This is a genomic window from Terriglobales bacterium (assembly GCA_035487355.1).
Classification (GTDB): Bacteria; Acidobacteriota; Terriglobia; order Terriglobales; family Acidobacteriaceae; genus QIAW01.
The window spans coordinates 41,395-63,686 of sequence record DATHMF010000027.1 but is presented as its reverse complement, the minus strand read 5'-3'; the positions used below and the strand labels follow the sequence as shown (position 1 = coordinate 63,686).

The following is a 22,292-nucleotide window of genomic DNA, read 5'->3' as shown; positions in this document are numbered from 1 at the left end:
GTGGTGCGGATTGTTGATTTTATACGTTCGTTACCTGAGAGGGAACCGGGAAACATTCCGATTTGACGCCTGCTCGGTACCACTTTAATCTGAGAGGCTGATGCGATTCACTCCGACAGGGTTGCGGCGATTGCGGGGTTAGGAACAGGCATGCCAGACGAAGGCTTTGCGGGATTGCGGGTGCTCACGCTGGAGAGCCGGCGCGCGCAGGAGATGGCCAAGCTCATCGCCAACTCGGGCGGAGAGCCCGTGGTTGCTCCTTCCATGCGCGAGGTCCCGCTCGACTCCAACACCCAGGCGCTGCAATTTGCCGGCGAGCTCATTGGTGGCCATCTCGATATCGTCATCTTTCTGACGGGCGTGGGAACGCGCGCGCTTACGCGTGTGGTTGAGACCCTACATCCCAGGGAAAAATTCATAGCTGCGCTGAGTCGCGTCGCCGTGGTTGCTCGCGGACCGAAGCCGGTGGCAGCGCTGCGTGAGATGGGCGTGCCCATTACATTAATGATTCCTGAGCCGAACACGTGGCGCGAAGTGTTGCACGAACTGGACCAGGCAAAGTTGTTGCAGACACGCGGCCGCCGGGTCGCAGTGCAGGAGTACGGCGTTCCTAATCCGGAACTCATAACCGGCTTAACTGAACGCGGAGCAACCGTGACCTCGGTGCCGGTTTATGAGTGGATGCCCCCGGAAGATACAGGCCCGCTGCGTGCGGCGATCGCAGCTCTGGGCCGCAATGAGATTGATGTTGCATTGTTCACCAGCTCCGCCCAGTTGCGGCACCTGTTGCAAGTGGCCGATGAGATGGGAGCCAAAGACACCGTGTTGCGCGCACTGTCGAAAGTGCTCGTGGTTTCCATTGGACCCATCACAACCGAAGAGCTGCAGAAGAACGGTATAGCGGTTGACCTTGAACCCTCCCATCCCAAAATGGGATTCCTGGTCAAAGAAGCCGCAGAAAAAAGCCAGGCCTTGCTGCAGCAAAAACGAAGCCGGACCTCCATTTGAAAAGTACAAAAGCAACAGCAAAAGCCTACCGCGGATTTCGCGGATCACGCGGATTTTGAATGAGGCCGGGAGCTGAGAGGCTGCTACTTGCTATATAGCGCACCTGAATGACCTTACCAAAGTTCACTTATCCAGACTCTTATTAACTGCTATGTAATGGTCTTTAGTTTCAGTTGACAGCCCAATAGCTCCTCTATATGATTGCACCCCAATATTCATAGTGCTATAGAGCAGAACATCGCGAAACTATTTTATGGTCTTCAACGGTGTGGAACATAAGTACCTTCAGGCCCGTACGTCGCTGGTTGGATTGGTTCGCCCAGTCCGACCCCTTCCCCAACGTCTGCAATCAACATCAAAGCTTATGACTGCTGCAATACCCTCCCCCACGCTTATACTCAGTGCCTGATCGCACACCCATACCTTGAATCACTCCAACGCCGGGGCCCTCGTGCTCCGGCGTGGAGTGCCTGGAAAGCAGTTCTCAGTTCTCAGCAAAAGCAACCGCAAAACCCTTAGCCGCAGATGAACGCTGATTTTTCGGAAGATTTTTTGAGGCCCCCACTTGCTAGCTTATGGTTGGAGTCCCCAAAACGCCGTCTGCCCCGCGTCATTACTGGCGATAGTCGAGTTGGAGTGGGGGACTTGCTGCTGGTCAGTCCTCAGTTGTCAGTCCTCAGGAAAAACAACCGCAAAAGCTCTTGCTGCTGATTTTCAGAGTGGATTGAGGCCCCCACTTGCTAGCCAGTGTTTTAAGTGCCCAAAAGCGCGTCTGACCTGCGTCGTTATTGGCGAAAAGCGATCCCGGGTGAGGGACTTGCTGCTGGTCAGTCCTCAGTCCTCAGGAAAAAACAACCGCATACGGACAGCGAATTGTCAAAGACCTGAAGGGCTGCAAAAAGCCCCGCATTCTTGAATGCATAACGTGCACGCACGCCTGCCACAATGATGACCTGCGTTTCCGGGAAAAGCAATGTTTTGATATCAGAGTGATATCAATTGGTATTCTTTCCTCTGCGTTTTCCGGCGTCCTCTGCGTTCACTTTTGTCTTTATCTCTGCGCTGGGCCTGCCTGAGCATGTAGAGGGCAGCTCTGCGGGTGATGAAAGTTTTGTCGAGACTAGGTAATTTCTTCTTCTTGTTTCAAGTTCAGTGCGATTCCGAAACCCTCTTGTTTTCAGCAACTTACATGTGATTTCGGGGCTTTGGCACGGATTTTGCACTTACTCTCATCGTGAGCTGATTTCGAGATAGAAATTTTTTGGTAAAAGGAGACAACCAAAATGAGATACGGCAAAATGCTCGTCCTGACTTCGGCGGCGCTGCTTGGCATGACGCTCTGCGCCGGGGCGCAGTTAGGAGTGGGTGGCGCCGTGCAAAGCACGACTGGCGCGGTAGGCAATGTTGGCAGCCAGACCGGCGCCGTCAATGGCACGCTCGATTCCACGACGCGGGTTGGCACAAATCTGGATAGCAACGTGAATGGCAGCCTGCATTCCGCGACCCGAGCCACAGCCAACACAGAAACCATGACGAAGGCTGAAAAAAAGCGGCTGGAGAAGGAAAGAAAAGAAGCAGATAGAGAAAGAAAAGAACGCGCAGACAAAGACAGAAAAGAAAGAGCTGATCACGCAAGACATGAAAGGTCTGACTCGGGCGCCGCACTGGGTGTGAACTCCGACACCCGGGCCGATGTGAACGTTAATGCGGGAGGCAGCAGTTCCACGCGGGCCGACAGCAATACCCATGCAAACTCAGAAACGGAGACGCGCGGCCACAAGCGCGCCGTCAACGACTTAACCCTCAACTCCAACACCAGCGCCGACGCTAGTGTGGACAGTCATCACAAGAAGGATAAGAAGTAAAAACCACAAAAACAGCTCCAAGCTGCAAGGAAAACAGAAGGCAGCTGGTATCGGAGATCAAGCCGTGGAAGCGATACCACGGCTTGATATTCTGAAATCCCCAGTGAGTTTTGCCTTTCGTTGAGAATGGGAATTGAGAACAGAGAACTATTTTTAGACTCCCCTGTTCTTATTCAGCCACTCGCGCCGGTTCCATTGCGTCGTCATTCCGCCGAGCCTCTCAAACCGGAGATGCGGATCATTTGATTGCACGAGCGTCAAGAACCGCCTGCCTGTCAGCAGGAAATCTCTTGAAGCGCCTGCGAGAATATCGAGCACGACTTCGGCTTCTGTCCGTTTCGAATGCATGAGCGGCATGCCTGTGCCTTTGGCGTAGGCGTCAAAGCGGTTTAATACCAGGGCCATTCCGCCCGTCTCAGGCACCGGCAGGTCGTAAAGGCAATCCTTGAGGGCGTCTGCATTTTTGCCGTAGTAGTCAGGGAAAGAGAGCGTCCGCTGAAAACCTGTGTGCATGGCTTCTTCGGTGGTCCATTGCGTACAGTCGCAAGCAAAGACCTGATAATCGTGCTGCCGCAGCCAGTCAGCGTCTTCGTTAAGGTATTCCTGCCGCAAGTACAGGGCAATGCTCCCGTCGCGGAGAATCTGCCAGTCCAGACGGTTTTTGTATTCTTCCTGCTGACCAAACACGGCCATAGGCCGAGCTTATCAGATTGCGAAAGTGGGTGTGCTTCGTAGTGCACGCATCCTCGGGGTCCTTCGCCTACGGCTCAGGATGACAGACTAGAAAGAGATTCGCGTAAATCCGTGTTGATCTGCGGCGAAAACCTTCAGGGCTGTTTTGTAGTATATTTTCCTGAAGTCCCCTATGGGCGTCGCGGAGGTCCCTTATGCGTCTCTCATCTTTTTGTCTTTTGCTTCTCGGAATTCCATTGCTTCTGGCGGCAAACCTTCCTGATGCAAAGCCTCAGGCAGCAAGCGGCATGAATGCTCAGGTAACACCTGGCTTACCATCTGGCTTGAAGATAACTGTACGCAATACTTTTGCAGGGATGCCCAGCGAGCAGACCACTTACATCCAGGGCGACCGCAGGCGGCGCGAGTATCGTAATGCACAAGGCTCTCCGCGCAGCGATGGTTCCATGGATATGAGCTACGGTCCGCATCTTGTGGCCATTACCCGCTGCGATCTGGGGCAGGCCTTCGAGTTAAATCTGGATAAAAACGAATACGAGGCGATGGCTTATCCGCCCAAGCCTCTCCGTCTCAGCAAAGCGGAGATGGACGCGATGCAGCAGAGAACTCCGCAGGTGGCCAAGGCAGGCAATGCCACGTTGCGAATTGAAACCACCACGGTAGATACCGGAGAGAGAAAGCAAATCTTCGGTCACACCGCAAGGCACGTTATGATCACGAGCCGGTCGGTCCCACTGGCAGGCTCAAAAGCCACGGCCTACGAATCCGCGAGCGACGGGTGGTATATAGATCTTGATACGCGTATTTCCTGCGATATGAAATGGCCCGAAGGCAAGCGAGGATTCTCCTACCTGTCTGCCGGAAATGCGCCAGGTGAGAAGATAGAATTCGTGTCTCATGGCGACCCGGAAACCGGAGCTCCGGTTGACTTGAAATTTACTTCATCGCAAACCATTGTGCTCCCCGATGGTACGACGCAAACGCATACCTCCATCAGCCAAACCCAGGTGACCTCGCTGGAGCAGCGCCCATTGGATCCTGCGCTGTTTGCTGTTCCCACTGGATTTCGTCAGGTTGAACAAATCGAACGCAACCCACGCCCAAACTTCGCGGCCCAATTGAGTATGGCCTGGGAGGAGTTCAAGGCTGGAGTTGCGCATCTCTTCGAATAGCAGTTGTCAGTTGCCAGCCGCCAGTTGCCAGAAAAGAACAAAAGCTTACCGCGGATTTCACGGATCAACGCGGATTTAGAAAACTGTTTCTCAGCGAAAGTTTTTCCTCTATGTCTCGATGCCTCTGTGGTCAAAGCTCTTGCGTTACCAACTTGAACCCCGAAACTTGAAACTCGAAACTGTTTTCCCGGACAACCCCGGCGTAGCTCTAACGTTCTAAGTAACTATGATTAAGTCTTGTATCGTTTCACTCGCTTTAGTTCTCATCGCAACCCTGGTGATTGGATGCGGTGCCGGCCACCCAACCATTCAGAGCGTTACGGTCACTCCTTCAACGGCCACTGCAGCCAGCAGTTCGCAGGGTACCGTTGGGTTCACCGCTACGGGAAACTTCAGCAATAATCAGAGCCGGATGCTGGTTTTGGCTGACGGTCTCTCCTGGTCGTCGTCGAACATTCCAGTGGCATCCATCAACAGCCTCGGGATGGCGACCTGCAAGATACCGGGAACAGCCACGATCACGGCCACTGCCCCAGCCAACCTCCAGTTCACAGTTGGCTCTGGCGTGAACAATACTTCGATGACCGTCAGCGGCACCGCCATGCTTACCTGCACCTAGGAAGGGCAGTTTCGAGTTTCAAAAGCGAAAACAAAAGCAACAGCTTAACCGCAGTGGGCGCTGAGAAACGCAGAGGGAAAACAAAGGCCTTTCTCTCTCTAAATTCGCGGTAAGTTTTTGCTCCCCCGGCGTACAATACCGCCAGCGGATGAGACTCAGAGATGTTGTCAAGGCGGGCCTAGCCTGGCTGGGACTTACGGCCATCTACTTTCCGGTGGCCTGTCTCATCGTTTTTGTCGGATTGATAATTTATGGCAGCCAGTACCGCAGTGCGGTGAGTACCCCCATTCCCGACCGGTTTCCCGTTCTGGTCATTACCTCGCACTATGAGCCGCCCAAGAATGAGACCCTTTCCCGGGTAGAGATCAGGTGTACTTTACGCTCAGGCCTTGATGCCAGCGTGGTGCAGCAGGAAAATCTGGCGGCGTTTACCAAAGAACACACGGACTACACCTTTCTGGTGCCAGCGGGAGAGGCCGAGGAGATAGACCAGAAGTTGCGCGCCCCGCAGAATGGTGATGAGCCGGTCTTCGCCAGTCTGAAAGTTGCGTCTCTGCCCGATGGCCATCAGCAGATCCACCTGGATGCTTCCATCTTCGACGATGTCACCAACGAGAGCTGGTATGAAGCATCAGCGCGCGAATTCAAACCCAAGTTTCATCGGGCACGTAGCTCTCTGGCCATGAGTATGAACGCCGCTTTTGTGACGCCGCTCCCGGCGCTGGTGCTGAGCGGCCTGGCTGCGGCTGTCGTCTGGTGGCGTCGAAGCCGTAAGAAGGCCTCAGTCCTCAGTTCCGAGTCCTCAGGAAGACAATCGCAAGAGGAGCAGCGATAAGGTGCAAACTACAAAGACACTTTTTGATTTCAGCCGTAGCCTTTCCAGCAATCGCGTCCTCTGAGGTAAACTTTTAAAAATCAAATACTTATGAATTTACCTCTGGATTAGAGTGAGTTGATCTCTAATTTACCCGTCGTGTATTGCCGGTTTTTTGCTGATCAGCGATGCTGGGGGGCACAGGAGGAACCAACCATGCATCTTTGTTCAAGACTGAGTATCAAGCTGACTCTTTTATTGCTTCTCATTTTTATTCTCACAGGCTCATCGCTGGTCTGCTTCGCGCAAAGCGACAGTCACTCGAGCAGTGCGCCCGGCGAGCTGGTGCCTGCGACGACATCAGACGAGATGTCCGATAGGTCAGACGCCCTGAAAAACTCGAAAGATCGAGATTTCATCTTGCGGCGTTTCAGAACTATGTATGTGGACGCGCGGGAGGCCACCTATTTCGGCAGCGACTTGATGAAGTCCGCGCTCGCGAGAAACGACGATTTCGAGGCGTTGAATATCCGCATCGTAGATGACCCCAACGTCGCCGACGTGGTGCTTGTGGTGGGCTATACCTTTGCATGGGATTATCCTTTCGAACTGAAGCACCAGAACACCACCATGGTGCTGCTGGCCGGTCAAGGCGAAGGGCCGTTCTCAGGACCCCTTGGCGCTGCCAGCGTCGCCGATGAGTTCGTAAAACTCGCCAAGCGCTATCGGACTCCAGCGGAGAAGAAGAAATAAGTCATTGTTGATTGAGTCATTGGGTCATTGAGTCATTGTGTCTGGCAACAGCGAAAGCTTGAGGACTGTCGACTGAGGACTCAGTTTGCCGGTACTTTTACCGGAACTGAGAACTGCCTTTCAATCCGCGTGATCCGTGAAAATCCGCGGTAGGCTTTTGCTGTTGCTTTTGTTTTTGAAATCCCCACTAAAAATTCAAGTTTTCAAGTTTGGCCTACGAGATATAATGCAGCCAACGAAATAACCCCAAAACCGTGCTTCCCATCCTCATATTATTAATAGCCATTGCCAGCGGCACACTTCTTACTTATGTGTATTGTTCAAGAATGCATTTTGCCGCCCGCCTCTGTGGCGGCACATGCACTGGCTTTGTCCTCCTCGCAACGGTGGGTTTTGTTGCGGCCTCGTTTTTGGGACTGAACCACGAATCCATTGGGATTGCCGCCGGTCTGGTTTCACTTCCTTGGCTTTTACTGTTAAGGGCAGGCTATAGATCGCAGGTTGCAAGCGATCTGGGGGAGACTTGGCAGGGAACCAAGCAAGCGGTTTTGCATCCTGGAAGGGCGGCGAGCGGTTACGCCATCTTCTATATATCAGTTGCGGTACTGTTGGGAGTGATTTTTGGCGACGTCATGTTTCAGCGCGCGGATGGCATTTATACCGGCTTTACCAATAATCTGGGCGATTTGCCCTTTCACCTGCAGATCATCTCCAGCTTCGCCCACGGCCAGAACTTTCCGCCCGAGGATCCGGCTTTTTCCGGGGTGCGCTTTGCCTATCCTTTCCTCGCGGATTTTCTCACCGCTATGCTGGTGCGCAGCGGCGCGTCATTGATCTTCGCGATGTGGATCCAGAACTTCGCCTTGGGTCTGGTCCTGGTGGGCATGATGCATTACTGGACTTTGCAGTTGACCCGCGACCGGCTGGCCGGAGTGATTGCGCCGATTCTTATTTTATTGAGCGGTGGGCTGGGGTGGTGGCTGCTGTTAGGCGATGCGCAGGCCGGAGACTCCGGTCTCATAGGGGTGCTGCAACATCTTCCGCGCGATTACACCATCGCGGGGGATACGATCTGGCGCTGGGGCAACTCTTTGACAACGTTGTTTATACCCCAGCGCAGCATCCTGTTCGGCGTGCCGCTGGCAGTGTTTATATTTTCGCAGTGGTGGCTGGCTTTGAACGACGGAGAACAGAATCAGACAGCGTGGCAGACGCCGGCTTCCACCAGCACCGGCACCAGAAAGAATCCAGCGCCAAAGAATTGGGAAGCGGTTTCGGTTTCAGTTCCAACTTCGGCTCCCACTCCGAAACGAGTTTCAAGCAAAGCCACTAAAGCGCAATCATCCGGCGAAGCGACTGCAGTTGCGATCCAACCCGGAGTGGAGGCCGAAAATGCAGTGGTGTCGAAGGAAGATATTGCGTCTCCCGCTTCTGCGGTTCGCCGCCGCATGATCGCAGCCGGTGTGTTTGCAGGAATGTTGCCGCTGGTGCATGCCCACAGCTTCATCGTGGTCATGGGAATGGCGGGATGCCTGGCGCTTTTGTTCCCGCAGTGGCGCGCCTGGATTGCGTTTTTTGTGCCTGCGCTGGTGATCGCCTTGCCCGAGATTTTGTGGCCCACGCACCGCAGCGGAATCAACGCGCAAACGTTTTGGGGCTGGGCGGTGGGCTGGGACCGGGGCAACAATAATGCAATCTGGTTCTGGCTGGCCAATACTGGAGCTTTCATCCCGCTGCTGATCGCGGCAATTTTTTGGCGCAAGCAAGGGCGCGACCTGGTCTCTTCAAAATTATTGCGCTTCTATCTACCGTTTCTGCTGTGCTTCCTCGTACCGAACCTCATGAAGCTGGCCCCGTGGGCGTGGGACAACATCAAAGTCCTCTTTTACTGGTATGTGGCCTCCGCGCCACTGGTGGCGCTCATGCTGGCCTCGTGGTTCAGAGAAGCAAAGTGGCGCTGGGCCGCGGCGACTTTGCTGGCAGTCCTCACACTGGCCGGGATGCTGGACATCGCGCGGGTCTTAACTGGCACGACGGAATATCGCGAGTTCGATTCGGATGGTGTTGCCATCGCGGAACAGATTTTGCAGCGCACCGAGCCGCGGGCGCTGGTGCTGCATGCGCCTATTTATAATCCTCCGGTGTTTTTGACGGGAAGAAGGTCGCTGCTGGGATATCCGGGAAGCATCTGGTCGCGTGGCCTGGACTATGGGTTGCGGGAAAGCGATATCCGGCAGATCTATTCCGGTTCTCCCGAGGCGTTGTCTATATTGCGGCGCTACAAAGTCAATTATGTTTTGCTCAGCCCGCTGGAGCGCGATTACCTGAATGGAAACAACCTGAGCGTGAATGAGAATTTTTGGAACCAGTTTCCTGTGATTGCACAATCGGGCGAATATCGTCTTTATAAAATCGAGTCTGGGCGATGAGTAATATTAGAACCCGTAATTTGTTGAACAAAACTCCGGCAAAGGAGCAGGAAACAATCGAACCGCAGCCGTCGCTAACCCGAGCGGCCGACACAAAAGCCACAATTGAGGAAAGTGATTCAGGCGTGGGCTTGTCAGGACGTCGCTGGTGGCTGGCAAGCATAGCGATCTTGATCGTGGCTGCAGGCCTGCGTTTTACCTACCTGGAATCAAAGCCGCTGCATAACGACGAGGGCGTCAATGGCAACTTTATGACGCAACTCTTTCGCGAAGGCTATTACCGGTACGATCCGGAGAACTATCACGGGCCGAGCTTGTATTATCTGGCGCTGATTACTTCAAAGGTGAATGCTCTCCTGTACGGCAAAGCGGGGCTGAGCACGGTTTCGCTGCGGATTGTTCCAGCCATCTTTGGGGTGGGGATACTGTGGCTTATCCTGCAATTGCGGCGCTACCTGGGCAGCTACGGAACCCTGGGAGCGGCTGTGCTGGTGGCGCTCTCACCCGGCGCAGTTTATTTTTCCCGCTACTTCATCCACGAGATTCCGTTTGTATTTTTCACGCTGGGCATCGTGGTAGCTGCCCTGCGCTACTACGAGACTACACGTCCGATTTACCTGATGCTGGGTGCGGCTTGTGCAGCGCTGCTGGTAGCGACCAAAGAGACATCCATCATCTCGATCGCAGTGCTGGGGTTAGCGTATGCGTGCGCTGTGCTTTACCAGGCCTGGAGAAAAACCTGGGGAAGGGGTGAGCAGAAGGCGAGCGCACGGAAGTCCCGCGTTCGGGCTTCCCGTGGAGATGAACATATAGAAGATAACCCGCAGGAAGAGCTAGTTGCTCGTTTCGGCGGCAGACGCAGACTGGCGGTCCTGCTCCTCATTGCCTTAGTGCTGTTTTTAAGCATTCATGTTCTGCTGTACTCGTCGTTTTTCACCAATTTCCCAAAAGGCATTTACGATTCAGTGGGCACCTACCGGACTTGGCTGGGAACCGGGCTAACAGACGACCGGCACGATATTTACACCTATCTTTTGTGGCTATGGGAGGAGGAGATGCCCTCGCTATTGCTGGGCGTCGCAGGTTTTGCCCTGGCCTTGTATCGTGGGAACAATCGCTTTGTACTCTTCGCTGGTTTTTGGGCGATGGGAATTCTGGCAGCGTATTCGCTGATTCCATATAAGACGCCATGGTTGACCCTGAATATCAGCATCCCATTGGCGATTGTCGGTGGGTATTGTATCGAGGAGGTTTACAACAAATTCCGGCAGAGCCAGCGGCAACGAGTGAGAGTAGCGCTGGTTGGTTTAGCGGGGATCATCGTCGCGGTTTCTGCGTACCAGGCAATTGACATCAGTTTTTTCCGCTACGATGATGATTCGGTTGCCTACGTTTACGCTCACACCACGCGCCAGATATTTTCTTTGCTCGACAAAATCAATGAGATTGTGGCCCGCGGCGGCAAAGGAGAGAAAACCGGCATCATGATTACGGCTCCAGATTACTGGCCGCTGCCGTGGTATCTGCGGGAATTTCCTAATGCGGGTTATTGGGGCAAGGTCATGACGCCCACCGAAGAGGCCATGGTCATCGGAGAAGACACGCAAGAAACTGAACTGCAACAAACCTTGGGCGACAAGTATGAGCGGATTGGTTCTTATGAATTGCGGCCAGGTGTGACGTTAATTGCGTATGTGCGCCGGGATTTGCAGAAATAGATTAACCACAAAGTCACAAAGGCATTTTTTAATCGCGGAGAAGGATTGGGAAATTCCTGGACCGAGGCCTCATTCGCCTAAGCTGGCGGCAGCGTGTTAGGCTTAGTGCTTCCATATATTCTGGGTTCTAAATTTCTGGGGTTCTTTCACTAACATCCATGGACAATAAAAGCGTCTCTCACGTTGATTTGCAGGCCATAGCCAAGCAAGTCATGCTGGAAAACGGCTTTGAGCCGGAGTTTCCAGCGCCAGCCCAACAGCAGCTTTCCCAACTGCAGGCGCATCCGCCGCGAGTTGCCGCAGATGGAAACATTCGCGACCTGCGCAATCTGCTTTGGTCTTCGATTGACAATGATACGTCTCGCGACCTTGACCAGATTGAATTTGCCGAACGCCAACCTGACGGACAAACCAAGGTCCTGGTGGGAATTGCCGACGTGGATGCCTTCGTTCCCAAGAGTTCCCCGATTGATGGACACGCAGCAAAGGAGACCACAACGGTTTATACCGGGGTGAGGAATTTCCCCATGTTGCCGGAGCAGCTTTCAACCGGCGTGACCTCGCTGCTGGAGAACCAAGATAACCTCAGCATAGTCATTGAGTTTTTGGTGGATCAGAATGGCTGCGTCAGCGCCGGCAACGCCTACCCGGCAATTGTGCGCAATAAGGCGCAGCTTACTTACAATGCTGTGGGCGCGTGGCTCGAGGGGAAGAGTGCTGCCCCGCCTAAGGTAGCTGCGTCGGCCGAGCTACAAGCGCAACTGAAGCTGCAAAACGAAGTAGCGCAGGCTTTGAAGAATGAACGCTTCCGCCACGGCGCACTCAATATTGAAACTACGGAAGTTCATCCTGTCATGTTGAATGAGCAGGTGGTGGATATTGCCCGGCAGGAAAAGAACCTGGCCACCGAACTTATTGAAGACTTCATGATCGCAGCCAACGGGGTAGTGGCGCGCATGCTGGAGCAGGTTTCTTCCATCCGGCGCGTGGTGAAGACACCGGAGCGCTGGAACCGGATTGTAGAGCTGGCAGCTCAAAGTGGCGAAAAACTCCCGAGCCAGCCGGATTCTAAGGCCCTTAATGATTTTCTAATGAAACGCAAAGCTGCTGATCCCGACCACTTTGCCGATGTGTCACTGGCAGTGATCAAGTTGATGGGGCCAGGTGAATATGTGCTGGAGCGGCCAGGCGATCCGGCGCAAGGGCACTTTGGCCTTGCCGTGCAGGACTATACCCACTCCACGGCCCCCAACCGCCGCTTTGCAGACGTGGTGACCCAGAGGCTGATCAAAGCCATGCAGACAAAACAAACGGCGCCTTATTCCGACGACGAGCTTACTGCGATTGCGAACAACTGCACCCAGAAAGAAGATGCCGCACGCAAGGTTGAACGGGGAATGACAAAACGGATTGCCGCGGTCGCCATGAGCCACAGGATCGGCGAAAGCTTTGATGCCATCGTTACCGGAGTGACCCCACACGGGACATTCGTTCGCGTGCTGCAGCCGCATGTGGAAGGGTTGCTGTGCCGAGGAGAGCAGGGAGTGGATGTTGGAGATAAGCTGCGGGTCAAGCTGATCAGCACAGACGCGCAGAAAGGGTATATTGATTTTGCGCGGGGCTAACCTGCGAGATGGAGACGGAAGGACGCGGGAGCGAGCTTTGCGAGTTCCTGATCGGCATGGAAGCACACGGTAGATCTCCAGAGTAGGTCGAATACACACTATCCCTGGTCACCTGGCGCTCCTCGCCAGTGATAAATGTCTTTGCTGGTGACGGGCAACCCATAGAGTTTCAGATAGAAGAACAACTGGTATTTGTGATTGATCAGGTGCTCGAGATTCCCCAACAATAGCGTTAGCAGTGTCTCACCTTGGGGGACAAATACTGAAGGAATCATTCGCCTCAGATCATTATCGTTGCAGAGAGCAAATGCCTGTTCGATATGCTTCGTATATTCGCGGATTCTCTGCAGTGCTTCTTCGGGTTGACAGGCATGATTCACCGGCAGCGACTGCAGTTGTGCGAGATGCGCAAGCTCATGGGGAAATGCGGCGTGGAAGACTGCGCAAACGCCGGCCAGACAATCAAGCAGGTGGCCAAGCAAGTGGTTCAGGTTTGTTGAAGTTGTCTGCAATTGTGGCTTCCAAGCAAGAGCATTGGGAGGCACCAGCCGAACCAGGTGTTCGGTGCGTTCAATCTGTTCGCCCAACTTCAGGCGAATATCCTCAACTATGATTCGTTCCGGCAATGTGTTCGGCTCCAACAGGATGGAAATAGAACCACTCATTGTAGTCGATGGTGAGGAGCGCGAAAATGTGTCACAGCAAGACCTCAGGCAAGCGATCTTGCCCATTCTCGTTCCATCATGAACCGCCGGATGCGGAACCGTACGTCCGATGGTGTGGGAGGAGGCGGGGGTAACCCCGCCTCCTCCCCGATTGCTTTCAGATTACTGGAGTGTGAAGTTGCAAACCCGGTCTGAACCTGAGGAGGCTTCTGTTCCCCAGAAATTCAGGCTGGTCACTGTGCTTTGCGTAGAACGGAAGGCGAAATTGGAGCCAACGGTCAGCTCCGCCGATCCTGGCGGCGTCACGAAGATGGAATACGTATGCGCCGGGACATTAATCACCAAACGGAAGTGGTACGTCAATCCTCCGGTGTAGTGAATGGTAGAAGCAGCCTGGAAGCCGCCGCCATTGCGCGCGTCAATGTTTCCCGTAGGATTGAAGCGCGCCTGCGTAGCAAACCCGTCGAATGTGGTTGCGGCCCCATGCGAGAGTCCAACGAAGCTGTTGATGGGGGAAGCTGACGGGGTTGCGTCAAACGCAGCGGTGAAAGTTCCCGTCTGCGTGGAAAGCAGAGGACTATCGTGGAAGCCGCTGCCCGCCGTCGCGCTGACACAGGGCGAAGTCACGACCAGAGTTACGGAAGCAGAGTGCGAGACACCGCCGCTTGTGCCCACAATCGTCAGATGGAAGGTGCCGATCGGAGTCGAAGTGGCAGTCGAGATGGTCAGCGTCGAAGTGCCAGAAGCGGTGATGCTGGCCGGATTGAAGCTTGAGCCGGCGTTTGCCGGCAGGCCCTGGACCGAGAGCGCCACAGTTCCGGAGAAGCCGTTGATGGCCCCGACGGTAACGGTGTAAGTGGTGCTGCTGCCCTGGGTTATCATCCGAGATGCAGGCGCTGCGGAGACCGAAAAGTCGCCTACCGACTGCGAATTCACAGTCAGCGTGACCGTTGTGGTGTGCGAGGTGCTGCCGCTCGTGCCCGTAATCGTAAGCGTATAGGTTCCGGGAGGAGTGGTGGTGCTGGTGGAAACTGTCAACGTTGACGATCCTGAGCCGCCGGTAATCGGGTTCGGAATGAAGCTTCCAGAAGCTCCGGAGGGCAGACCGCTCAAAGAAAGAGAGACATTGCCGGTAAACCCGTTGAGTGGAGCCACAGTAGCCGTGAAGGTAGTGCTGCCGCCAGCCGTAACTGTCTTCGGACTCCCTGATTCGGAAAGCGTGAAGTCGGGCTGGTTGGTAGTTCCGCAATTGGGAAACTTGAAATTCGCGATGCGTGTGTTCCAGTTAAAGCTGCCGTTGGTCTTTATGTACTCATCGGTGTACCAGAAGGTGCAATCATCCACCGGATCAACCGTCATGGCGCTGTAGTCGCCCCAGCGGTGAAGGGTCCCAGTTTGCGAACCGGCTCCGGTGACGATATTGGTTTCGGCCTCCAAGGTGCCTGATGGATCAGAAGGAACCCGGCCCGCGAAGGCGATGGAGGGATGTACGGAGCTGCTGGAGACACTATAGCCAACGGCGATGTCCCCGGCCTGGTCCATGGCAACGCTGCCCATCCAGCGGAAGCTTGAATCGGGAGCAAATGTGCCTTGTTGTGCCAGAGTGGGGGTGCCACCGGGGTTCTGGATTTCATACCAGCGCACACCGCCACCGGAAGAAGTAGCCACGGAGTGGTTTACAACCAGGGATTCGTGACTCCCGAAATTGCGATAGGCGAGGCGGTACATGAGACGGTCAGCAAGGGAGTCCAACTGATTCGAGGTACCAGGCTGAACAACGCACGTGCCTCCGTTGCACAACGGAGTGAAGGCGGCAACCGGGATGACCGTAGGACCAGTAAAAGTAGAGTTGGCGGGAGTGGCGAAGTCCACGTGGAATTTGAAGAGGTTCAGATTGTTGGTGCCGAAGAACACCATAAAGTTCGGCGAGCCTGCCGGTGGTGCTGTGGTGCCATCGAGATCGGAAGGCAAGAGCCCGCCGACAGAGGAGTTCTGCTGGAAACAAATCTGTGTAGCCGGCTGTCCGTTCAGCATAGCGGTGCGATTGTAGGCGCACGCATCCGACCCAACAAAATTATTGCCGTTGAACATGTTGAAGGTTTCGTAATATGCATCAGGCCAGACTCCCATTTTGGGATAATCGTCGAAATTAGGGTACTGGAAAGAATAGCGATTGTAAGTTCCGGTGGCGTCGGAGGTGGTGGAAACCGCGATGCACTGCAGGAATGGCGTCGTGGAAACCGAGAACTGAGAGAAGATCCAGCGATTGGCAAGCTTGTCGTAGAGAACGATAGGATCGCCGTCGTTATTGGTCTCGCAGCCCCCGCCGAAGCCCAACCAGAGTGCGTTGCCATTGGTCGGTCCGGCGATGAGCGCTCCGGTCGTCTTGTTGAACACTGCAAAAGAGGTATTGACCCATTGCACGTATTGCGTAGAGCCGACCGCCCCGTTGGTATCGGGTGGAGCGCTGGTTACGCTGAAACCAAACTGGCCTTGTCCTATGCCGTCGAAGCTATGACTCACGGCCGGCGAGGCAGGAAGAAAGCTGGTTTGCCGTATTGCATCTTCTCTTATTAATCCTGTTGTTGCCATGCCCGCTGGCAACGGAATGCGCCGCCACGGTTCGGCCTCGTGAAACAAAGTGGGAGGCTCGGGCGCAATCGCCGCCAGATCACGCAGGGCGGGAGAAACGTCGCGGTGCATCTCCATGCGCACAGTGGGAGGCGCACCCGGGGCCATAAGGGGAAGTTGGTTGTCGGGTACCGCTTCGGGATCATGGTCGTTGCTCTGAGAGAACGCCAGAGGGGCTGACAGCCCTATCAAAATAAGCACAGACAAAACAATTTTGGAAAAACTCGCCATTCTTACGTCCATAAATAAGATCTCCTTAATTACGCGTACAGCGGGTGCTTCCTCATGGGGGGAGGAGTTGTAGTGTGCATTTTCAGCTTCCAATGGAGCTGGGCGTCGTATTCACTAACCCACAGAACTTGAGTGATGAAACTTGGCCGGATTCTTTCGGGAAAACATTGGACACGAAGTTAAATACAGTATCTACGGAGTCAATAGTTTTTCTAAACGATATCTCTGCCTTCGCCTTCCTTTTAAGTTTCAGCTTCCTCGGTTTACGGATGAAATAAGTGCTTTCAGATGTGAAAGCAGTTTGTTGCAAGAATTATTGAAACTTGATTTGTCGTTTGGCAGTTACAATCTCGTCTACTCAACCGCTCAATCCGACTTTGTGAAGCGGGCAGAATTGTACCCCAGTTTTTCTCAGAGAGTAAGTTTTTTGTCTATTGCAGACAATTTTTTTTACATCCTGAGTACATGTCCTTTGGGAGTAAGCAGCGTGAAGCAAGCAGGCAGGGCCTTGCTCTGGCCGGCAAAAATGGTTTTCATCTTCTGCCGGCCAGCGAAACCTTAAATCGCATTCAAAAAGAAATTACTTTGGATCAGACTTGGGCTGCTCGTCGGACTTGGGTTGCTCGTTGCCCTCGGAGTTCTTCCGGTGCTGGCCCATTTCCTGTTCGCGCTTCTGCTGCATTTCATCAAACTTCTTCTGCTGATCATCAGTGAGAACAGAGCGTATCTGGGTCATAGTAGTCTTGCGCAGGTCCATCATCTTTGCATGTTTGTCGTCTTGGGAAAGAGTATTGTCATCCCGCAGGGTCTGCATCTGCTTTTGCTGGTCTTGCAGAGTGGTCAGGATCTTGGCTTGTTGGTCGGCGGTCAGGTTCAAATCCTGGGTCAGGCGTTGCACCATTTGTGCAGGATCACGCGGGCCCCATCCTCCTCCTTTTCGCTCATGCGGCTGGCCCTGGTTGTCCTGCCCGCTGGGTTGATTCTGATTCTCTTGCGCAAAGGCACAGGTGCCGATCGCAAACAATGCTAAAACTAACGTAATTGCACAGCGCTTCAACATAGAGAAATGCTCCTTGATTTCAATTTTGATTTGGCGCGCAGGTGAGAGTTGACTTCCCCGAACTAGATAAGCGGGTTTCTTGGCTGCGTTCAAATTCCAATAGGAATCGCCCTGTAATGTCAGACGCAACTATAACCCTGAGGTTGCGGCTCAAAGCGCTGATTAACAATTCTTTACAGTAAACTTTTCTTTACAATAATTTTCCTGGAGCAGGAAGTCACTTTAAGAACCTGCCTATAAAACCGCCGCCGGCCCGTAAATCTATCGTGAGTGAATCGGAGGGGCTGAGAACGGTGTTTTCAGTTTTTTCTGCGGCCGGGTTGTCTTGCTGGTCGCGGATAAGCATTGCCGGATGCGGACCTTCAGCGAGAAACGAGAGGTTCACATGAATTGTCTTCGGGGTTTCGCCGTTCATGACAGCCAGAAACCATGTGTCATTTTTGCGCCGCGCGAAGGCAGCAATTCCGCCGATTTCCGATACCGGCAGCACAATGGTCTGGTCCCAGGTGCTGGGAATGCTTTTGATCAGATCAACCCCGGGATTTTCCACGATGCTCTTGGGATTGGCAGCGAAGGTCAGCAGCGGAGAGGTCAGAATAACCGCGCTGGCAATCTGGTTCGGCCATGAGGTTTCCTTGCGGCGGTCGCCGAAGAGCATAGGAGTGAAATCAGCCGGTCCGGCGAGCAGACGGGTGAAGGGAAGCGTTGTGGTATGCTGCGCCCACGTGGGATTGGATTTGTGCTCAAATCCGAACACAGCCTCGCGAGTCACTTCATTGGGCCAGGTGCGCGACTCGCCCGTAGGTTTGTTGGCCCCGTGAAATACAACCATGATCTGGAACTCGGCTGCATCCTTGAGTATGGCCTGATATAGGTCAACTACTTCTTTGGCTTCATGGTCGAAGAAATCTATTTTCGCTCCGGCAATGCCAAGGTCATGAAGGTGGCGGAAGAACTCACGGCGCTGTCTCGGATCATGTAGCTCCTTGCTGAATTTCCATACGAATAGTTTGACGTTATGCCCGTCTGAGTATTCCACAAGCTCACGCAATTGATCGTCATTCCATTTCTGCCAAAAGCCCTCAATGACGTTGTATTCAAAGCCTAGATCTCCGGCTTCTTTGGAGAACTCCTTCATGCCGTCCAAAGTGCTGTCACCGCCATCAAGATACTTCCAAACCGCGCGGCCAGGTCTGACCCAGTAGGTGTTGAGTCCATCGGGAAAGAGCCTGGGATCGGGCGGCGGTGAAACGTTATTCACAATGTCGCAATTCACCAGCGTGTTCAGGTCGGCGCCGACCATCACGATCCGCCAGGGAGTGGTAATAGTCCCGGTGATCGTGGCCGGAACTGAAAGGCGTTTTGCTTCGGCGTCACCAAACCTCAGAGTGAATGGGTAAGAGGGCGGCTCGGCGTTGCCTAAGCGGGCATCGAAGGCACGATGGCCATCGGCCTCGAGTCCCATGCCGCTGTAATTCATCAGAGCACCTTCCGTTATGGAAGCGTAACCAAGGTTGTTGGGCAGTTTGAAGGTCAGAGGCACAGCGGCCCAATCGCCAGCGGTAACTTTCGAGATGTCTTCCTTGTTGTGAATGCCTTCATAGTGGCCGGTAAAACCGTGATACCAGACTGTACTGCCATCCGGGATGGTAAAAACCGTAGCTTCATCCGGGGTGCGCGTGAGTTTTTCTCCGGGGACGACATAGCGGAAGGCAACGCCATCATCGTAGGCGCGGACATCCACGGTGTAGGTAGTCTTGCTGTTCGGGTGATTGATAGAGATTTTTGCGCCGTTGCAATGATCGTTGGCCACAGAATGAACGCCGCGCGAGGGATAACTTTCTTTTATGTTGTAACGTTCTGTGTGTTTGATGGCGACGCCCTGGCCGAGGTTTACGTTATCCACGACAATCCCCAGGGGAGAAGCTTGAATGACGGGCTGTTTCTTGAAAGTGAGCTCGTAGCTCAAACCAGTCTTTTCTGTGACAAAAATTTTGATTTGTACGTTTCCGTTAGGACTGCCGACCGTGACATCACTTGCTGAAAAAGCAGGAACCGCCAGGCATAGGCACAGAAGAACAACAGCCATGCCAGATGCCAGTCCGCTTAATTTTGTAAGTTTCATTTTTAACCTGGTCTCCCCTAATTTGTTTTCTCCACCATACCAATTCTCGCTGGCCTCAGTTAGATTATTCCAGCAACCCTTTTCAGCATAGCTGGTTTCATATTCTGAAATGTAAAGATATTTTTCGCCGTGATGAACGCAGATCAACACCGATTGACTTGAAGAACCTGATCAAGACTGCTACGGTATCAGCCGGATTTCTTACTGGAGAGATGAAAACTCTTATGAGGTATTTTACGGGGTCTTTAATGAGATCTTGGAACAGGAGTATCGCCGCAGCGGTGCTGACCATAGCTACTGTCATTGCACAAACGGCTGCCGTCTTGCCTGCAGGCGCACAAACTACCGGCGACAAACAAACGGCGATTTCCCCCGACGGCCAACGGCAATTCAAACTTGAGCCGAAAGTTGACTGGTCGAAGGCCGTGGTTGAGGCCACGATGAAGCGCAATCCCGATCTGGGTAGCTGGGGATATGCCAAGGCGTTGTATCTGTTTGGCGAATATTTAGTGTGGAAGAGGACCGGGGACCCCCGCTACCTTCAATACATAAAGACTTGGGTGGATTCGCATGTGAGTAACGGAGGCGATATTGACCACACTCTGGATGCCCTGGATTACATGTTGCCAGGAAACCTGCTGCTGGTGCTGTACCAGGAGACCCACGACGAAAAATATAGAGTTGCCGCCGAAAAAATCAGAAAGAGATTTGATACCTATCCCAGGACTTCAGAGGGCGGCTTCTGGCATGCGACCGGCGAAAGCCGCAAATCACAGTTATGGCTGGATGGAACATATATGTCCATGCCATTTCTTGTTCGCTATGGGCAGATGTTTGGAGACAGCAAATATGCCAACGATGAGGCCGTCAAGCAACTGCTGATTGATGCCAGCCATTTGAAAGACCCCAACACCGGCCTGCTCTACCACGCTTACGATGAGAGCGGAGCCTCGACATGGGCCGATCTAAAAACGCACCACTCGGCCGAGTTCTGGTGCCGCGCCATGGGATGGTACGGGATGGCAATTATTGATGTTCTGGAAGTTTTGCCGGCAGATCATCCCAAGAGGGCCGAACTGATCGCCGTGCTGCAAGACCTTATTAAAGGTCTGGCGAAATATCAGGACAGCAAGACCGGCCTCTGGTACCAGGTGGTGGATAAAGGCTCGGTAGACGGCAACTGGCTGGAGACATCAAGCTCCAGCATGTACACCTACATTATCTCGATGGCGGTGCGCAGGGGTTATGTGGATAAAAGCTACGAAGATGTAGCCCAAAAGGGATACAACGGTGTGCTCACCAAGCTTAGCTTCGGCGACGATGGGCTGGCCAATATAGCGGACATTTGCGAGGGTACCAACGTCGCAGATCTTGCCTACTACTTCGCACGAAAGAGAAACGTAAACGACTTCCATGGTTTGGGTGCATTTCTCATCATGAATGAGCAGTTCCTGACCTCGGCTTCATCCATGGAAACCAAGGCGCCGCGAAGCAAGGTCATCAAAATGGCGGTAACGAATTCAACCGACGAGCCACATCCTGCGGAAGATATTGTCATTAATGTAGCCGCGGTAAAAAAGCAGGTTCCCGACTTCGATGCTTCCGCCGCCATGGTCACTGCGAGCAACGCGGCAACGCTCGATGAAGACGCTGTCGCAGTGCAATTCACAGAACTGCCCTCGCAGGCGGATGACACCGATGGCGATGGCAAGCCCGATGAGCTTGCTTTCCAGGTTGATCTGCAACCCAAGCAGACACGAGTGGTGACGATTTCCTATGGCAATCCGGAGACGATTGCCCACATGAAGAGTGATTATCCCAAGCGGACCCATGCCAAGTTCACCCGGCACTATGACGGCATGGGCTGGGAGTCAGAGGTGACTGCCTGGCGGCTTTATTTTGACAAACGCAATGCCATGGACCTTTGGGGCAAGAAAAAACGTGGTCTTGATCTGGAGATGTTTGGCGCTGAGGGCTACAAGTATCAGGAAGAATCGCCGATCGCGCGCGATATCTACAACGTGGGCCCTTCCCTGGGTTCTGGCTCGGTCGGAGCGTGGGTGGATGGCAATGTGGTCAGAGTGGCCGATGTCACCGACCGCCAGTGGCGCATCATCAGTACGGGGCCGGTGCGGGCGATCGTTGAATTTACATATAAAGGATGGAAGATCGGCGACCGCTCGACTGACCTGACCACCCGGGTAACGCAGTGGGCCGGAGAGCGCGGCTTCGGGGAGCGCGTGACACTGAGCAATCCAGAGGGAAAAACGCTAGTGGCTGGGCTTTCGCGTAAGCCAGACCTGAATGAATTTTCGGTGGAGCCATCGTGCTCCATCGCCATCTGGGGGCATCAGGTCGTAGAGCCGGGTACGGGAAAGACAGAATCTCTGCCTGACCAGAACCTCGGCCTCGCACTGCTGGCTCCGGGGACGCCCAAGGATTGCAAGATCAATACCGATGCCAACAACTTCCTCGCAAAAGTCGCGGTCAAGGACAAGGTCGCGCGATGGTATGTGCTGGCCGCGTGGGACCAGGAAGAGACCGAACGAATCAGCACGCTCGAAGATTTCACCAGGATGGTGAAAGAGCAAAGCGCACGGCTGGAGCATCCGGCGTCTGCTGTCATCATTACTACAACCAGTGTGTTCAGGTCCGGAGCGCCCGCAGAGGTAAAAACGGCAAAGTGAGTGTCTCCGTGTGCGAGACGCGCCTGCTGTCCATTCCTAAATAGGAACATCACTCAGTCTGGCTAGAGCGAAGGGTTTTGCGGGGGCTATTGATTTTCTAGTAACGTGCGGCTGTAGCCAAAAATGGGTCGCCCCCCACCCCATTACTTAAGGCATAAATATACCTGAGGCACCAAACAAAAGAATCGGGCGCATCC

At 53.8% G+C, this 22,292-nt stretch carries 15 protein-coding genes; 10 read left to right on the top strand and 5 right to left on the bottom strand.

The features are described 5' to 3' along the window. The first annotated feature begins 150 nt into the window (after positions 1 to 150). Together VK738_06305 and VK738_06300 are read left to right on the top strand one after the other, a co-directional pair. Complete coding sequence (locus tag VK738_06305) at positions 151 to 1,008, top strand: uroporphyrinogen-III synthase (GenBank protein ID HTD22245.1); 858 nt, start codon at positions 151 to 153, stop codon at positions 1,006 to 1,008. Between the two features lie 1,283 nt (positions 1,009 to 2,291). After that, complete coding sequence (locus VK738_06300) at positions 2,292 to 2,873, top strand: hypothetical protein (GenBank protein ID HTD22244.1); 582 nt, start codon at positions 2,292 to 2,294, stop codon at positions 2,871 to 2,873. Positions 2,874 to 3,026: 153 nt separating this feature from the next. Here the strand turns inward: VK738_06300 and VK738_06295 are convergent, their stop codons facing one another. Next, positions 3,027 to 3,566 (bottom strand): barstar family protein, encoded by a 540-nt coding sequence (locus VK738_06295; protein HTD22243.1) that lies wholly within the window; start codon positions 3,564 to 3,566, stop codon positions 3,027 to 3,029. A 194-nt stretch (positions 3,567 to 3,760) separates the two neighbouring features. Between VK738_06295 and VK738_06290 the strand changes: the two genes are divergently transcribed. The 7 genes from VK738_06290 (at position 3,761) to VK738_06260 (ending at position 12,696) form a co-directional block, all read left to right on the top strand. Next, positions 3,761 to 4,738, top strand: coding sequence for a hypothetical protein (locus tag VK738_06290; GenBank protein ID HTD22242.1), 978 nt, complete (start codon positions 3,761 to 3,763; stop codon positions 4,736 to 4,738). Positions 4,739 to 4,964: 226 nt separating this feature from the next. After that, entirely contained in the window at positions 4,965 to 5,357 is a 393-nt protein-coding gene (locus VK738_06285) for an Ig-like domain-containing protein (GenBank protein HTD22241.1), read from the top strand. Between the two features lie 148 nt (positions 5,358 to 5,505). Then, entirely contained in the window at positions 5,506 to 6,192 is a 687-nt protein-coding gene (locus VK738_06280; protein ID HTD22240.1) for a hypothetical protein, read from the top strand. 195 nt (positions 6,193 to 6,387) lie between these two features. After that, positions 6,388 to 6,924 carry a hypothetical protein gene (locus VK738_06275; GenBank protein HTD22239.1) on the top strand — a complete coding sequence of 179 codons (537 nt, stop codon included), beginning with the start codon at positions 6,388 to 6,390 and terminating at the stop codon, positions 6,922 to 6,924. A gap of 326 nt (positions 6,925 to 7,250) precedes the next feature. Next, a complete protein-coding gene (locus VK738_06270; protein ID HTD22238.1) occupies positions 7,251 to 9,353 on the top strand; it encodes a hypothetical protein in 2,103 nt (700 codons plus the stop codon). Next, positions 9,350 to 11,071 (top strand): flippase activity-associated protein Agl23, encoded by a 1,722-nt coding sequence (locus VK738_06265; GenBank protein ID HTD22237.1) that lies wholly within the window; start codon positions 9,350 to 9,352, stop codon positions 11,069 to 11,071. The genes VK738_06270 and VK738_06265 overlap by 4 nt, the downstream gene beginning before the upstream one ends. A gap of 158 nt (positions 11,072 to 11,229) precedes the next feature. Next, complete coding sequence (locus VK738_06260) at positions 11,230 to 12,696, top strand: RNB domain-containing ribonuclease (protein HTD22236.1); 1,467 nt, start codon at positions 11,230 to 11,232, stop codon at positions 12,694 to 12,696. 98 nt (positions 12,697 to 12,794) lie between these two features. Here VK738_06260 and VK738_06255 read toward each other — a convergent pair whose 3' ends face one another. The 4 genes from VK738_06255 to VK738_06240 form a co-directional block, all read right to left on the bottom strand. Next, a complete protein-coding gene (locus tag VK738_06255; GenBank protein HTD22235.1) occupies positions 12,795 to 13,361 on the bottom strand; it encodes a DinB family protein in 567 nt (188 codons plus the stop codon). 162 nt (positions 13,362 to 13,523) lie between these two features. After that, complete coding sequence (locus tag VK738_06250; GenBank protein ID HTD22234.1) at positions 13,524 to 16,235, bottom strand: hypothetical protein; 2,712 nt, start codon at positions 16,233 to 16,235, stop codon at positions 13,524 to 13,526. 568 nt (positions 16,236 to 16,803) lie between these two features. Beyond that, a complete protein-coding gene (locus VK738_06245) occupies positions 16,804 to 17,283 on the bottom strand; it encodes a hypothetical protein (protein HTD22233.1) in 480 nt (159 codons plus the stop codon). Positions 17,284 to 17,500: 217 nt separating this feature from the next. Further along, complete coding sequence (locus tag VK738_06240; protein ID HTD22232.1) at positions 17,501 to 19,408, bottom strand: glycoside hydrolase family 97 N-terminal domain-containing protein; 1,908 nt, start codon at positions 19,406 to 19,408, stop codon at positions 17,501 to 17,503. Between the two features lie 248 nt (positions 19,409 to 19,656). On the opposite strand from VK738_06240, the gene VK738_06235 reads away from it, so the two are divergent. Further along, positions 19,657 to 22,095 (top strand): glycoside hydrolase family 88 protein, encoded by a 2,439-nt coding sequence (locus VK738_06235; protein ID HTD22231.1) that lies wholly within the window; start codon positions 19,657 to 19,659, stop codon positions 22,093 to 22,095. Positions 22,096 to 22,292 lie beyond the last annotated feature (197 nt).